Source organism: Streptomyces sp. NPDC127117 (assembly GCF_042677325.1).
Lineage (GTDB): Bacteria > Actinomycetota > Actinomycetes > Streptomycetales > Streptomycetaceae > Streptomyces.
Genome location: NZ_JBHXTM010000054.1, coordinates 37,879 through 52,252, shown reverse-complemented (window position 1 = coordinate 52,252; position 14,374 = coordinate 37,879). Strand labels below are relative to the sequence as shown.

The following is a 14,374-nucleotide window of genomic DNA, read 5'->3' as shown; positions in this document are numbered from 1 at the left end:
GACCCCCCCCCCCGCTGCCCGCCGGTCTGTGGGTGTGGTTGGTTCTTATACCTCCCCCGCCGCGGGGGCCCCCCCCCCCCCCCCCCGCGGGGCGGCCCCCCGGGCCCCCCCCCCCCCCACGGCCGGGGAGCACGCCACCAGGGCGTCCACGACGTCGGGGAGCGAACCGCGGCGGGCATGTACGGCGCGCTGCCGGTCGGCGCCGGTCCCGCAGGCGGTCAGCCGCCGGAGCAGCGCGACGACGGTCTCCCGGTCGCCGGTCTCCTCCAGCGCCGGGCCGATGTGGTGCAACAGGGACGGCACCAGGCCGTCCGCCGGTGACAGCCGCCCCGTGCGCGGATCCATGCGCTCGCCGCGCAGCCCGTCGCGCGCCGCCCGCCAGCAGGCCGCCCGCAGCAGCTCGGCGGAGAGTTCGGGGCCGGGGTCGCCCTGCTCGACGGCGCGCAGGGCGGTGAGGGTCAGCGCCCGTACCAGCACGGCCAGCAGGGCGCTCTCCTCGGCCGTCACGGGAACGTCGGCCGCCCGCACCTCAATGGTCGGATAGCGGGAGGAGGGCCGGATGTCCCAGAAGAGCGTGCGGCGGTCCGGCAGCGTGCCGCTGTCGGTCAGCGCCGCCAGGAGGCGCTCGTACGCGTCGTAGGAGGAGAAGTACGGCGGCGGCCCGGACACCGGCCACCGCTGCCACATCGTGTGGCGCCAGCTGGCGTAGCCCGTGTCACGCCCGCAGAAGAACGGCGAGTTCGCCGACAGCGCGATCAGATGCGGCAGCCAGGGACGCAGATGGTTGCTCACCAGCACCGCGCGGTCCCGGTCCGGGACGCTCACATGTACATGGGCGGCGCAGATGACGTGCTCGTCGACCAGACCCCGGTAGTCCCGCAGCTGCTTCGCGCAGCGGGGGTCGTCGGTGACCGGCATCGGGACCGGGGCGCCGAACGGGACCGTGCCGACCGCGGCCGTACGGGCCCCCAGTGACTCCGCGGCGCCTGCGACCACCGTCCGCAGGTGCCGCAACTGCCCGTGCAGTTCCTCGAAGGTGCCGCACGGCGGTGTCTTCGTCTCGACCTGGTACCGGCCCAGCTCCCGGGAGACCAGATCGCCCAGCTCCTCCGCGGCCTTCGTCGCCACCTCGTCCCCGTACGGGACGACTTCGCGAGTGCGGGGATCGACGAGAAAGTGCTCCTCCTCCACGCCCATGAGCGGTACGGAAAGGAGTAATCCGCTCGTATCGGCCATGGAGGTCACCCTAGGAGGTACATACGTGCACCGCAACGGGCCCTCCGGGCACCCCCGCGCGAACCCCTGGGAGATGCCGGTGCCCGCACGTATCCTTCGCGTACGTACGTCGCCCGGCGGGAGGTACGCACAGCATGGTGGACGCCGACCCGGGGCTCTTCGGGCCCGAATCCGTGACCTGGCAGCTGCACGGCGACCCGATGATGTGGATCGCCGGAGTCAGGGCGCTCTACCTCCAGGCGCTGCACCCGCGCGCCGTGCGCGGCGTCACGCAGAACTCCGACTTCCGCAGGGACGCCTGGGGACGGCTGATGCGCACGGCCGGCTTCGTCGGCACGATCACCTACGGCACCACCGAGGCCGCCGAGAAGGCCGGCACCCGGGTCCGCAGGATCCACCGGCTCATCAAGGCCACCGACCCGCAGACCGGGGAGAGCTACGGCATCGACGAGCCCGGACTGCTGCTGTGGGTGCACTGCGCGGAGGTGGACTCCTACCTCCAGGTCGAGCGCCGCTCCGGCTTCCCGCTCACCGCCGCCCAGGCCGACCGTTACATCGACGAGCACCGCCACAGTGCCCGCCTGGTCGGCCTCGACCCCGCGGACGTGCCGGCCACCACCGAACAGCTCGCCGCCTACTTCGAGAGCGTGCGGCCCCGGCTCGCCGCGTCCGCGGAGGCGCTGGACGTCGACGACTTCCTGCGCCGGCCCCCCGTCCACCCGCTGCTCGTGCCGGCGCGGGCCCTGCTGTGGCGGCGCGTTGCGGCACTCGCCTACCAGTCACTGCCCCCGTACGCCCATGAGCTCTACGGCAGACCCGTCGCACCGGTGCACACCGTCGACCGCCGCCTGCGCACCGCCGGAACCGTGCTGCGCTGCGTCCCCGCCCGGCTCCGCTGGCAACTCCCGCCCGGTCACATTCCGAACGCGATGGCCCGGCTCGGTCCCGGCAGCCGCCCCACCCCGTACAAACTGCGCAGCAGGGCCGCCATACTGGACGGGCCGGGGAGGGCGCAGCAGTAGACAGCAGGCGGAACAAACGGGGGCGACAGCAGGCGATGGCGGACACCAGGCTGATCCAGAGCCGGTACCGACTGCTCGATCTGATCGGGCGGGGAGGCATGGGCGAGGTGTGGCGTGCCCGCGACGAGTCGCTCGGCCGCCATGTCGCCGTCAAATGCCTGAAGCCGATGGGGCCCCAGCACGACCAGTCCTTCACCCGCGTCCTGCGCGAACGCTTCCGCCGCGAGGCCCGGGTCGCCGCCGCGCTCCAGCACCGGGGCGTCACCGTCGTCCACGACTTCGGCGAGCACGAGGGCGTCCTCTACCTGGTCATGGAACTCCTCGACGGGCGCAACCTCAGCCAGCTCCTGGAGGACAACAAACAGCACCCGCTGCCGGTGCCCGACGTCGTCGACATCGCCGAACAGGTCGCCGACGCGCTCGGCTACACCCACCAGCAGGGCATCGTGCACCGCGACCTCAAGCCGGCCAACATCATGCGGCTGGCCGACGGCACGGTGAAGATCTGTGACTTCGGCATCGCCCGGCTCGGCCACGACATCGGCTTCACCTCCCGCCTCACCGGCACCGGCATCGCCATGGGCACCCCGCACTACATGTCGCCCGAGCAGATCAGCGGCGGCCAGATCGACCACCGCAGCGACCTCTACTCCCTGGGCTGCGTGCTGTACGAGATCGCCACCGGAGCCCCGCCGTTCGACCTCGACGACGCCTGGGCCGTCCTGGTCGGGCACCGCGACACCCAGCCCCGGCCGCTGCGCACCCACCGGGCCGAACTGCCGGGCTTCTTCGACCGCGTCGTACTGGAACTGCTGGCCAAGACCCCCGAGGAGCGCCCCGTCGACGCGGGCGACCTCCGGCAGCGGATCGCCGTCGGCCGTACCGGCGAACAGCCGCATCTGCCGCTCACCGGGCAGGTACCGCTCGCACCGCCCGTTCCCGTCGTACTCCCGGGACAGCAGCTGCCGGCCTGGACGCGCGGCATGACCACCGGTCTCAGGGCGACCGGCACCCACCCCCGGCTCGCCCCGCCCGAGCACTGGGCCGGACTCACCGGCGAGTGGACCACCGGCACCGATCCCCGCAGCCTCCCCGGTGAACTGCCGCTCAGGACCGAGCGCCCCACCCCGTCGCCGGAACTGCTGTCGGTCCTGGCCAGCCGGCACAGCGCGGGTCTCAACCTGGGCCGCCTCGGCCACTGGGAAGAGGCCGGCGAAGTGCACCGCGCGGTCGCCGCCGAGCGGGAGCACGCCCTCGGCCCCGACCACCCCGACACGCTCGCCAGCCGGTACGAGATCGGCTTCACCCTCAGCCGCACCGGACGCGCCTCGGACGCCCTGCGGGAGTTCGACCGCGTCGCCCGGGGCCGCGATCGCACCCTGGGCCCCGACCACCCGGAGACCCTGGCGGCCCGCCAGGAGACGGCGTACGTGCTGGGCCGGCTCGGCCGGCACTTCGAGGCCCATCAGGTGTACGTGGCGGTGCTCGCCTCCCGCGAACGGTCGATGGGCCCCGACCACCCCGACACCCTGCGCTGCCGTCACAACCTCGCCTTCAACCTCAGCAGGCTCGGCCGTCTGGAGGACTCGTACCGGATGGCCAGGGACGTCGCGTCGGCCCGCAGCCGGCTGCTCGGCGCCGACCATCCCGACACCCTGGTCACGCTCTACGAGGTGGCGTACACCCTGGGCCGGCTGGGGCGCTGGACGGAGGCCCTGCAGGCGTACCGGGAAGTCGCCCAGGCCCGGTCGCGATCGCTCGGCGCCGACCACCCCGACACGCTCTCCGCCCGCTACGAGGTCGGCATCAGCCTCGGCCGTCTCGGCCGCAGCGCGGAGGCCCTGGAGCTGTACCGCGCCCTCGTGGCGGACCGGACCAGGGTGAGCGGCGCCGCCGACCCCGAGACGCTCCGCGCCCGCCACGGCCTCGGCGTCAACCTGGGGCGCCTCGCCCGCTGGGAGGAGGCGCTCGCCGAAGCGCGCGACGTGTGCGCGATCCGCGAACGAGTCCTGGGCCCCGACCACGCCGACACCCTCGTCAGCCGCCGGGAGGTCGCCGTCGGCCTCGGCTGGCTCGGCCGCTGGGCCGACGCCCTCACCGTCTACCGCACGGTCGCCGCGGCCCGTGACCGGCTGCTCGGCGCCGACCACCCCGACGCCCTCGCCGCCCGCAACGACGAGGCGCACTGCCTGGAGCAGCTCGGCCGGGGCACGGAGGCCGTGGAGCTGTACCGGCAGGTCGCGGCGTTGCGCAGCGGGCAGCAGTCACCGCACTGACCGGGCATCACGGCCTCTGGCCAGCGGTGAGCGCGCCGTGCTACGAAGGGTCATGCCCGCACCCGACAGCTATGACGCAGTGATCGTGGGCGGCGGCCACAACGGTCTGGTCGCCGCCGCCTATCTCGCCCGTGCCGGACAGTCCGTCCTGGTCCTGGAGCGCTTGGCCACCACCGGGGGAGCAGCCGTCTCGACCCGCCCCTTCGACGGGGTCGACGCCCGCCTGTCGCGCTACTCGTACCTGGTGTCCCTGCTCCCGCAAAAGATCGTCCGCGATCTCGGACTGGACTTCGCCGTGCGGAAGCGGACCGTCTCCTCGTACACCCCAACCGTGCGCGGTGGCCGCGCCACCGGACTGCTCGTCGGGGGGAAGGGCACCCGGGACTCCTTCGCCGCGCTCACCGGATCCGACCGCGAGTACCGGGCGTGGGAGCGTTTCTACGGCATGACCCGGCACGTCGCCGAACGCGTCTTCCCGACGCTCACCGAGCCACTGCCCGGCCGCGACGCGCTGCGCGGGCGGATCGACGACCCACAGGCCTGGCGGACGCTCTTCGAGGAGCCCATCGGCGTCGCCGTCGAGCAGAACTTCGCCGATGACCTGGTGCGCGGAGTCGTCCTCACCGACGCCCTGATCGGCACTTTCGCCGACGCCCACGATCCCTCGCTGCTCCAGAACCGCTGCTTCCTCTACCACGTCATCGGCGGTGCGACCGGCGACTGGGACGTCCCCGTCGGCGGGATGGGCGCGCTCACCGACGCCCTGGCGCGGGCCGCCCGGGAGGCCGGGGCAGAGATCCGGGTCCGGCACGAGGCGACCCGGATCGAGACCGACGGCACACGCGCCGAGATCACCGTCCGCTCACCGGACTCCGAGCACGTCGTCGCGGCCCGCAAGGTCCTGGTCAACGCCTCGCCGCAGGCGCTCGCCGCCCTCCTCGGGGACGAACCGCCCACCCCGGCCGAGGGCGCGCAGCTGAAGGTGAACATGCTGCTCACCCGGCTGCCCCGGCTCCGCGACCGCTCCGTCGACCCGCGCGAGGCCTTCGCCGGGACGTTCCACATCGCCGAGGGTTACGGGCAGCTCGCCGAGGCCTACCGGGACGCGGCGGCGGGGCGGCTGCCCGCCGCCCCGCCGTCCGAGATCTACTGCCACTCGCTGACCGACCCCTCGATCCTCGGCCCCGGTCTCGCCGCCCGCGGCTACCAGACCCTCACCCTCTTCGGTCTGCACACCCCCGCCCGGCTCTTCGCCGCCGACAACGCGGCGACCCGCACCGAACTGCTGGCCACGACGCTCGCCGAACTCGACGCACACCTGGAAGAGCCGGTCACCGACTGCCTGGCCCGCGACGAGAACGGGGAGCCGTGCATCGAGGCGAAGACCCCGCTCGACCTGGAGCGGGACCTGCGGCTGCCCGGCGGCCACATCTTCCACCGCGACCTCGCCTTCCCGTACGCCACGGAGTCCACCGGCCGGTGGGGGGTGGAGACGGCGCACGCCAATGTGCTGCTGTGCGGGGCCGGTGCGGTGCGCGGCGGCGGGGTCAGCGGGGTGCCCGGCCACAACGCCGCGATGGCGGCGCTGGGCCGGTGACCGTGGTGCGCTACCCGCCGAACACGCCCCGCAGCGCGCCGAGCTTGCGCGGCAGGTCGTACTCGGCGCCGCCCTCGTGCCCGTTGTACGTGAACACCTCGATCTGCGCCGGGCCGGCGTAGCGGTGGTAGGCGGCGAACACCGTGGACGACGGGCAGATCTTGTCCATCAGGCCGACCGAGAACCACGCCGGGGCGGTTGCCCGTGCCGCGAAGTTGACCCCGTCGAAGTAGGACAGCGTCTCCATCGCCTCGTCGATCCGGAAGCGGTGCCCGGACAGCCAGCGGGCGATCTCCGCGTACGGTCCGGCGTCCGTGATCTGCGAGGCGCGCCGGTAGTGGCAGAGGAACGGCACATCGGCGACGGCGGCCACGATGTCGTCCCGCAGCCCGGCGACGGCCAGCGCCAGGCCGCCGCCCTGGCTGCCGCCGAGCACCGCAACCCGGGAGGCGTCCACCCCCTCGTGGGCCTTCGCCGCGTCCACCGCCCGCACCGCGTCCGTGATCAGCCGCCGGTAGTAGTGGCGGTAGGGGTCCTCGATCCCGCGGGTGAGGAAGCCGGGCGAGGAGGAGCCGTGCCCGTCCGGGCCGATGTCCGGGGTGTCGGCGGTGTTCTTGCCGCCGCCGCCCTGGCCCCGGTTGTCCATCACCAGATGGGCGTACCCGAGCGCGCTCCAGGTCAGCCAGGAGTACGGGATGCCCCGGCCGCCGTTGTAGCCGATGTACTGCACCACGGCGGGCAGCGGGCCGGAACGCCCCTTCGGCAGCAGCAGCCACGCCTTCACCGGCTGCCCGCCCCAGCCGCGGAACGTCACGTCGAACACATCGACGGTCGCGAACCCGGCGTCGTACGGGACGAACTCGGCGTCCAGGTCGTGGCGGGCCGTCTCGGTGAGCGTCTTCTCCCAGAAGGCGTCGAAGTCGGCCGGCTCCTCCGGCTCCGGCCGGTAGTCGCGCAGCCGGTCCAGAGGCATGTCGAACAGCAAGGGTCTAGCTCCTCTTCAGGGTGAGGTTGAGGGTTGCGCCGTGGCGTCCGGCGGTGTCGGCGGTGATGCGGATGCCGTCGCCGGTGGACCGGGCGCTCACGCCGGGATCGGCGGAGACGACGCTCAGTCCGCGCTGCGCCAGGTCCAGCACGACCGAGGTCCGCAGCTGGGTCGGATCGGACAACGACACCTTCACCGTCTTCCCGTCCGGGCGCACCAGCACCGAGGCGGGGCCGTCCGAGGTCAGGTCACGCACGGTCCCGGCGGTCCAGAAGTTCGCGGCGACCAGCCCGTCCGCGCAGCGCTGCACCGCGTGCACGGCGGTGGAACGGGCGATCAGCTTCACCGGCGGTGCGGCCGACCACTGCTCGGTCCGCTCGGCCGAGGCGGCCGGGGCCTGGAGCCAGTAGTAGCCGGCCCCGCTCGGTGCGGCGCCGTGGTCCTGCCACAGCGTCAGATACGGCCGGGTGACCGATGTGTCCGTGCCGTACTTGAGGTTGATCTCGCGCCAGGTCGCCGTGCGTTCCTCGCGCAGGCCCCGGAGCGTGACGGGCTCGGGGAAGACATAGCCGCCGGTCCCGGCCACGTGCAGCCACCGGACCTCGTCGAGCCGGGCCGACCAGCCGGCGTCCGTGGGCGCCGCCGTGCCGTTGACCAGCAGGGCCGCCTTCGGGTCGCGGAGCTTCCGGTTCTCCACGACCGTCTCGGCCGTGCCCGCGTCGGCGCCGATGCCCGAGCCGACGCAGGCGATCACGTCGTCCAGGCAGAACCAGCTCTTCAGCCCGTGCAGCGAACTGCCGTACGCCCGCAGCTCCATGCCGTACGCACCGAGCGTGGTGCCGGGCAGCGAGGTGCCGCCCGTCCAGTCGGCCGTACTGGTGGTGCGCTGCCCCGCCGCGTCCGCCGGGCGGCCCGCGATGACGGTGGTGCCCGGCAGCCGGGCCGGATCCACGGTCGGCCAGTAGTCCTCGCTGTAGTGGCCGAGGTCGTCGGTGTAGAGCAGGACCATGCCGTCGGAGAGGTGCCAGGCGTGCAGGTTCTCGTTCTGGATCGACTCGTAGTTGTAGATCCGGGACGAGTACGCGGAGATGCCGAGCGCGAACGACGGCCGGTGGTGGGCCGCCTTGTCCATCCGCGGGTGCTGTTTGTGCGCGACCAGCGGCCCCCGCGCCGGCACCGGGGAGGCGATGACCTGCCGGGCGGCGACCAGCGACGCCAGGTCGGTGACGGCCAGGAAGTCCCGGTAGGTGTCCTCGGCGATCCACTGCTTGACCAGGGAGGTGAACCGGTCGGCCGTCTCGCCGGGGAAGCTCGGGATCAGCCGCACCACCGCCTCGATGACCGTCTGCGCCGACACGTGGCCCTGCTTGCTGGGGCGGGCGATCTCGCGCCCGCACACCGAGGCCATCACGTCGCCGCGCACCAGCAGCGGGTCGAAGCCGTCGTCGACCCAGCCGCGGATGTTGTCGAGGTCGGGGTCGGTGACCGCCCACTCGGTCCCGGCGAGAAGGTTCAGCAGCCGGGACAGGTTGTTCAGCAGCTCCTTGCCGTACCCGCCGTTGTACGGGTGCTTGTAGTGCTGGAGGAACGAACCGTCGGAGTAGAAGCCCTCGCCGGTGCCCTCCGCCGCGGCGCTCGCGTCGTTGAAGGCGAGGACGCTGTTGGCGCCCGAACCCTCGACGTCCGAAAGAGCGTCACGGACCCGGGCCAGATCGCCGCCGGTCCCGGTGAGCACCGCGTTGACGGCGACCACGGTGGAGATCCAGACCCGGTTGGCGCCGGTGGCGATCTGCCGGTCGGCCCGCCAGAGGTTCGGGTCGGGGGTGTAGTGCCGCACGGCCGCGGTGATCCGGCCGAGCCGCTCGGTCCCGAGCACGTCGTACAGCAGCACGGAGGCGTCGTTGAGAGCGAGCGCGGAGCCGATCTCCCAGTCCCAGTCGTTGTCGAACCGGGTGTGGTCGGCGCCGTAGCGGTTCGTCAGCATCCAGTCGAGGCCGGCCAGCAGCAGATCGCGCAGCGCTGTGTCGCCGTACTGCGGGGTGCCGGGGACGGCCCACGCGGTCGCGACCGTGGCGAGCCGTTTGAACGATGTCGTCACATGGTTGGAGAGCGTGGTGCTGGTCAGATCGGGGAACAGCCCGTCGGTCCGGGCCGGGTCGAGACCCTTGACCGAGGTGGTCGCGGCCTTGCCGATCCTGGCCACGGCCGCGGCGATCTGCGGGTCCGCCAGGTCGAGGCCGGGGCCACCGGTGAGCAGGGTGTGCCAGCGGGTGCGCAGCGCGGCGGGGTCGTCGGCGACGGCGGCCGGCGCCGTGGCGTGCGCGGGGCCCGCGGCGGTGAGCGTCAGCGGAAGCGCGGCGGCGGCGCCGAGAGCCGCCGCCCCGGCGAGAACGGTGCGCCGGGTGGTGCCCGGAGTGGTGCCTGGGTTGGTCATGCGGCCCTCACAGGAGATGTCGGCGGTCGACGGCCGCTGCCAGCGCGGCATGACCGGAAGGATTGGGGTGGAGTCCGTCTCCGCTGTCGTACGCGGGCAGCAGCCGTGCCGGGTTCCCCGCGTCGCGCAGTGCCGCGTCGAAGTCGACGACGGCGTCGAAGACCCGGCCGGTGCGCACCGCCGCGTTGATCCGCTGCCGGACCGCTTCGAGCTCGGGTGTCCAGCGGGTCCAGCCGCCGAACGGGGCGATGGTCGCGCCGACCGTCCGCAGCCCGGCGTTGCGCGCGCGGAGCACCAGCTGCCGGTACCCGGCCAGGACGAGCGCCGGATCGGTCTGGCTCGGCGGCTGCTGGAGGTCGTTGACGCCGAGGTGGACGAGGACGGTGCGCAGTCCGGGCAGCGACAGCACATCGCGGTCGAAGCGTGCCTGGCCGCCCGGCCCGAACCGGGCGTCGTCCAGCAGCAGCCGGTTGCCGCTGATGCCGAGATTGGCGACGGCCGAGCCGGGGAGACGCCGGGCCAGCTGGTCGGGCCAGCGCAGATCGGCGTCGTCGGGTGTGCCGACGCCTTCCGTGATGGAGTCGCCCAGCACCGCGATCACGGGCCCGTGCGCGCCCGTGACCTCGACGCCCGTCAGCAGGAACACCGATGTGGTGCGCTCGCCGTCGACGGAGTGCGAGGCATGGGTGTTGCGGTGGAAGGAGAGCGGACCGGTGGGGCCGGGGAGCTTGGTCTCCACCGTCAGCCGCGCCGCCTCGGGGGCACGCAGTCCGGCGACCGCGTCGCTGGTCAGCGAGGAGCCCGCGGCGAGCCACGCCTGCCGCTGCCCGCCGAACGTGACCGGCAGGCCGCCCGCCGTCACCGGGCCGACGAGGACCGGGGCGGTGCCGAAGGCATGCCCGTAGCGCAGCCGGACGTTTCCGCCCGCGGAGAGCCGTACGTTGGTGACGCAGGTGCCGTCGGTCAGGCCGGCGCTCGCCACCGTGTCCGTGGCGGTCGGCGCCGTCTGCGCGGTCGCCCACGACGTGGTCCAGCGCGACCGGGCCGTGCCTGCGCCCGACCGCTCGGCCGCCTGCGCCCCGGGTGCCGCGGCCGCGACCGCCGCCAGACCGGCCGCCGCCGTCAGTACCCCGCGTCTCGCGGGTCCTCGCCCGCTCACTGGGGGCACGCACCCGTCGGGTCGTACTCGCTGCCGTAGGTGCCGACCGCGTCGCCACCGGTGTTGTCGCTCATCGTGTTGGTGCACACCGGACCTTGCGGGGTGCGCATGAACTTGATGCCGCCGCCCGCGTTACCGGTGATGGTGTTGCCGTAAATACTGGTGTTCACGCCGTCGGTCGCGGTGTCACCGCCGAGCCGGATGCCCGAACCGACGTTGTCGTGAATGGTGTTGTAACGGAAGATGTTGCCGCTGCCGCGCGCGTCCAGGCCGCCGGAGCTGGAGTCCTTCTGACCGCTGCAGTCGTTGTACTCGACGTAGTTGTTGGTCGAGTTCTCCTTCACATCGACGCACTCGTTGCCCTGGGTGGCGATGGTGTTGTGATGGATGCGGTTGTTCCTGCTGATGTCGGGGGCCGCGTCCGGGGCGCCGTTCGCCCCCTGCTGTTCCGGGGCGGTGCCGAGGTAGATGCCCTCGCCGTTCTTGCCACCGCCGCCGAACTTGAAGTCGTTGACCCCGCAGTTGGTGATCGTGTTGTCGGAGATGTCGGCCCCGGTCACCAGATAGCGCACCCGCAGGCATTCGTCGGCGGCGTTCTTCAGTGTCATTCCGGTGATACGCAGAGCGCCCACCCCGTTGCCGGGAGTCGTGCTCATGACATAGATGAGCTTGAGGCGGTACCCCGACACATCGGTGGACGACCCGTGCAGCCCGTCCACGGTGAAGCCGCTGAGCGTCGTCGAGTCGTGCTGCACCTGGATGATCCGGGCGTCACCGGCCCCCTTGACGACGGCGTTCGCCGGGCCGGTGATGGTGACACCGGCGCGCTTGGTCACGATGTCCTGCTTGTACGTACCGGCGGCGAGGTTGACCACCGCGCCGGTCGGCGCCAGATCGACCGCCTTCTGGATCGTGGCGAGCGGGGCGCTCGCCGACGTACCGGCGTTGGAGTCGCTGCCGGACGGCGACACGTAGTACGCGGTGGCGGACTCGGCGGCGACGGACGGCGGGGGGAAGGCGAGCGGCGCGCCGGCGGCGAGCGCGGCGACGAGGGTGGTGCGCAGTACACGGCTCATGGGGTGTGCCTCCTGGGGTCTGCGAAGGACAGAGCGAGCAGTACGGGGATGCTGGGGCCGAGGAGCAGGGGCCCCAGCGGTACGACGAGGGAGATCAGCGCGGCGGAGATCACCGCGCCGAGCAGTGCGGTGCCACGGGCCGCCGACCCGAAGCCGAGAGCCAGCGCACCGCGTGACCAGGTGCGGACCGTTCCGTGCGGCGTGCGGCCCGCCTCGGCCGCGAGCGCCACGTGGTGGATGGTGAGGGCGGCCGCGATGCCCACCTGCGCGGCGAGCAGCACGAACGTCCACGGCTCCGGACGGCCCAGCAGATGGACGACGTTGGCGGCGAGCACGATGCCCGCCGCGGTGGACGCCAGAGAGTGGCGCCACAGGGACCGCCAGTACCGGGGGAATGCGGCGAAGGCGTTGGTGAAGCAGCGGCTGTCACCCTCCGCCCGCCACCGCTGGAGGGCGTGTCCCATCGCGGCGAGTGCGGGAAGCCAGGTCACGACACCGAGCGACAGCACGGTGAAGGCGGCCCCGGCAGCCGCCGGGTAGGCCACGAACTCCAGCCGCCGCAGCAGCGTCGGCCAGCCGGACGAGAGGGTTGCCTGCATGATCAGCCGACCTTTCCTGTGTACGGCTCCGGGACATCGAGCAGCACCCGGCCGCCCAGCTCCAGCCGGGTGGCCGCCACCACGTACGGGGCCGAGCCCTCGGCGCCGAGCAGCACCGCCGCCGCGTCCGCCGACACCGAGGCGGTACGGATCCTGCGGGCGACGGGGGAGAGGAGCACGGTCTCCTCGCCGAACGTGACGCCCTGGCCCTGCGTGCACCCGACCCGCTCGGCGGGGGCCGGTGCCGGGCCCGGGACGATCGCGGTGAGGAAGAGCGCGTCCGTCGAGGGTGCGGTTGTCGTGCTCAGGGTGTGCAGTGTGCGGGTGAGCCGCAGCTCCGGCGTGCTGGACGTCGGATTGGCCTCCACCTCGGTGGCCTCGGAGACGACCGGGGCGCCGAGCGGCGCGAACTGCCGCACCAGGGCGGAGGCCGCCCCGGACCGGATCAGCCGGCCGCCGTCCGGCCCCGGCTCGGTGGGCCGGTCGGTCTGGAGCAGGAACGTCCACTCCCGCTCCGTGTCCGCCTCGGCGAGATCCAGCAGCACGAGCCGTCCCGACGGGGTGAACACCAGCGTCCGGTCCAGCCGCCGCACCCCGAGCGCGGGGTCGTACATCGCGGAGATCTCCGCTGTCGCGTGCGCCCAGCCGCAGTCCGGACCGGCGAGCACATCGCGCTGCCGGGCCTGCCGCTCGTACGGGATGTCCTTGTAGACGTGGTAGCGGTCCTCGTCCGCGTAACCCTGACCGTCCACCAGGAGCAGATTGTGGTGCGCGGCCCGCTTGCGGTTGCTGTAACCCTCGTCGACGGCGAGGAAAGCACCCTGCGAAACCAGCACGAACGATCCCGAATCGGGGTGGTGGTGGCCCTGGTTGAGGGTCTCCCAGCCCAGCTCCGCCCGGTGCTTCGCGGAGGTCTCCCACGCCTTGTGGCCACCGCCGGGGCTCGCCTTGAACGAGACCAGCGTGGCGTTGTCGTCCCATCCGGTGCGGGCCGCGAGCAGCCCGAGGTCCGGGAAGAACGCCCTGGTCTCGGTGGGACGGGCACCGGCCACCGAAGGGTCGTACCAGAGGTATTCGAGATACGCCTCCGGCAGGATCCCCGGCCGCACCCCGCTCTCCGCCGCCTCCTGCCACAGCAGTTCACCCGAGGCCAGATCGCCCAGCCACTGCGCCTGAGGAATCCCGTACTGCGCCGCGAGACGGTAGTACAGGCCGGCGCTGTGTCCGCTGCGCCGGTCATGGCAGTCGCCGTGGTCGACGTTGAACGCGAAGCCGGGAGCCGACTGGTGCAGCCGGTAGCGGAAGGTGTTCGAGAGGAAGCCGCCGCGCCCCCACCAGTCGATGCCCTCCGCCTCCTGGAGGAGATCCAGATGTATGGCGAGGAACGGCACGCCGTAACGCCAGTACACGACCCCCTCGGCATGCGAACCGTCGTCCGGCATCAGATCGAGGACCGTGCCGAGGTTGTCCTTGGCACGCTCGGTCCACGCCTCCTTGCCCAGCACATAACCGGCCGTCGCCAGACCCGCGTAACAGATCCAGTTGTGGTTCTGCCAGTACGAGGACGACCACCAGCGGCCCTCGCTCGCCACCGCGAACTCGTACATCCGTCGCCCCTGGAGCAGCAGCTTGTACCGCAGCAGTGCCCGCACGCCGTCCGGCAGATCGTCGCCGATCCACCGGTAGGCGAGCGAGAGGTGGTGCAGCAGCCAGCCGGCGTCCAGATCGTGGTCCGGCATATGGGCCTTGCCCCAGTGCGGCAGCCGCACCGCGGCCTCGATCCAGCGCAGGCTCTCCGCCAGATGGGCCGGATCGCCGCTCACCCGGTAGGCCAGCGCCGGGTTGGAGGCGGCCGGGCCGAGCCAGGTGATGCTGGCCAGGGGGTGCGTACGCGGCGGGGTCAGCCCGCGGTGGCGGGCCGCCTCCTCGTACAGCCGCGCCTGCTGCGCGGAGCGCGGGCCGGGCGGCGGGGTCGCCGAGAGCAACAACG

Annotated in this window: 10 protein-coding genes; 3 read left to right on the top strand and 7 right to left on the bottom strand. The window is 72.7% G+C overall.

The annotated features are described in order from the left end of the window. Positions 1 to 45 precede the first annotated feature (45 nt). Positions 46 to 1,236: a glutamate--cysteine ligase gene (locus ACFVH0_RS33330; RefSeq protein WP_385826366.1), complete on the bottom strand. Its 1,191-nt coding sequence runs from the start codon at positions 1,234 to 1,236 to the stop codon at positions 46 to 48. Positions 1,237 to 1,370: 134 nt separating this feature from the next. On the opposite strand from ACFVH0_RS33330, the gene ACFVH0_RS33325 reads away from it, so the two are divergent. The 3 genes from ACFVH0_RS33325 to ACFVH0_RS33315 are packed head-to-tail and all read left to right on the top strand — an operon-like array spanning position 1,371 to position 6,131. After that, positions 1,371 to 2,258 (top strand): oxygenase MpaB family protein, encoded by an 888-nt coding sequence (locus ACFVH0_RS33325; RefSeq protein WP_385826364.1) that lies wholly within the window; start codon positions 1,371 to 1,373, stop codon positions 2,256 to 2,258. A gap of 35 nt (positions 2,259 to 2,293) precedes the next feature. Further along, complete coding sequence (locus ACFVH0_RS33320; protein WP_385826363.1) at positions 2,294 to 4,534, top strand: tetratricopeptide repeat protein; 2,241 nt, start codon at positions 2,294 to 2,296, stop codon at positions 4,532 to 4,534. A gap of 52 nt (positions 4,535 to 4,586) precedes the next feature. Next, entirely contained in the window at positions 4,587 to 6,131 is a 1,545-nt protein-coding gene (locus ACFVH0_RS33315; RefSeq protein ID WP_385826361.1) for a phytoene desaturase family protein, read from the top strand. 10 nt (positions 6,132 to 6,141) lie between these two features. Here the strand turns inward: ACFVH0_RS33315 and ACFVH0_RS33310 are convergent, their stop codons facing one another. Genes ACFVH0_RS33310 through ACFVH0_RS33285 form a run of 6 tightly spaced genes read right to left on the bottom strand, consistent with a single transcriptional unit; the run spans position 6,142 to position 14,372 of the window. Further along, positions 6,142 to 7,116, bottom strand: coding sequence for an acetylxylan esterase (locus ACFVH0_RS33310; protein ID WP_385826360.1), 975 nt, complete (start codon positions 7,114 to 7,116; stop codon positions 6,142 to 6,144). Between the two features lie 4 nt (positions 7,117 to 7,120). Beyond that, positions 7,121 to 9,550, bottom strand: coding sequence for a polysaccharide lyase 8 family protein (locus ACFVH0_RS33305; RefSeq protein ID WP_385826358.1), 2,430 nt, complete (start codon positions 9,548 to 9,550; stop codon positions 7,121 to 7,123). Positions 9,551 to 9,557: 7 nt separating this feature from the next. Beyond that, positions 9,558 to 10,709 carry an SGNH/GDSL hydrolase family protein gene (locus tag ACFVH0_RS33300; RefSeq protein WP_385826357.1) on the bottom strand — a complete coding sequence of 384 codons (1,152 nt, stop codon included), beginning with the start codon at positions 10,707 to 10,709 and terminating at the stop codon, positions 9,558 to 9,560. Then, positions 10,706 to 11,785: a DUF1565 domain-containing protein gene (locus tag ACFVH0_RS33295; RefSeq protein ID WP_385826355.1), complete on the bottom strand. Its 1,080-nt coding sequence runs from the start codon at positions 11,783 to 11,785 to the stop codon at positions 10,706 to 10,708. The genes ACFVH0_RS33300 and ACFVH0_RS33295 overlap by 4 nt, the downstream gene beginning before the upstream one ends. Further along, positions 11,782 to 12,384 (bottom strand): DUF624 domain-containing protein, encoded by a 603-nt coding sequence (locus ACFVH0_RS33290; protein ID WP_385826354.1) that lies wholly within the window; start codon positions 12,382 to 12,384, stop codon positions 11,782 to 11,784. The genes ACFVH0_RS33295 and ACFVH0_RS33290 overlap by 4 nt, the downstream gene beginning before the upstream one ends. A 2-nt stretch (positions 12,385 to 12,386) precedes the next feature. Next, positions 12,387 to 14,372 (bottom strand): hypothetical protein, encoded by a 1,986-nt coding sequence (locus ACFVH0_RS33285; RefSeq protein WP_385826352.1) that lies wholly within the window; start codon positions 14,370 to 14,372, stop codon positions 12,387 to 12,389. Positions 14,373 to 14,374: the final 2 nt, after the last annotated feature.

Coding starts and splice junctions, on each gene's coding strand:
- ACFVH0_RS33290 (WP_385826354.1), bottom strand. CDS start 12,384: ATGCAGGCAACCCTCTCGTCCGGCTGGCCGACGCTGCTGCGGCGGCTG.
- ACFVH0_RS33305 (WP_385826358.1), bottom strand. CDS start 9,550: ATGACCAACCCAGGCACCACTCCGGGCACCACCCGGCGCACCGTTCTC.
- ACFVH0_RS33325 (WP_385826364.1), top strand. CDS start 1,371: ATGGTGGACGCCGACCCGGGGCTCTTCGGGCCCGAATCCGTGACCTGG.
- ACFVH0_RS33295 (WP_385826355.1), bottom strand. CDS start 11,785: ATGAGCCGTGTACTGCGCACCACCCTCGTCGCCGCGCTCGCCGCCGGC.
- ACFVH0_RS33320 (WP_385826363.1), top strand. CDS start 2,294: ATGGCGGACACCAGGCTGATCCAGAGCCGGTACCGACTGCTCGATCTG.
- ACFVH0_RS33315 (WP_385826361.1), top strand. CDS start 4,587: ATGCCCGCACCCGACAGCTATGACGCAGTGATCGTGGGCGGCGGCCAC.
- ACFVH0_RS33330 (WP_385826366.1), bottom strand. CDS start 1,236: ATGGCCGATACGAGCGGATTACTCCTTTCCGTACCGCTCATGGGCGTG.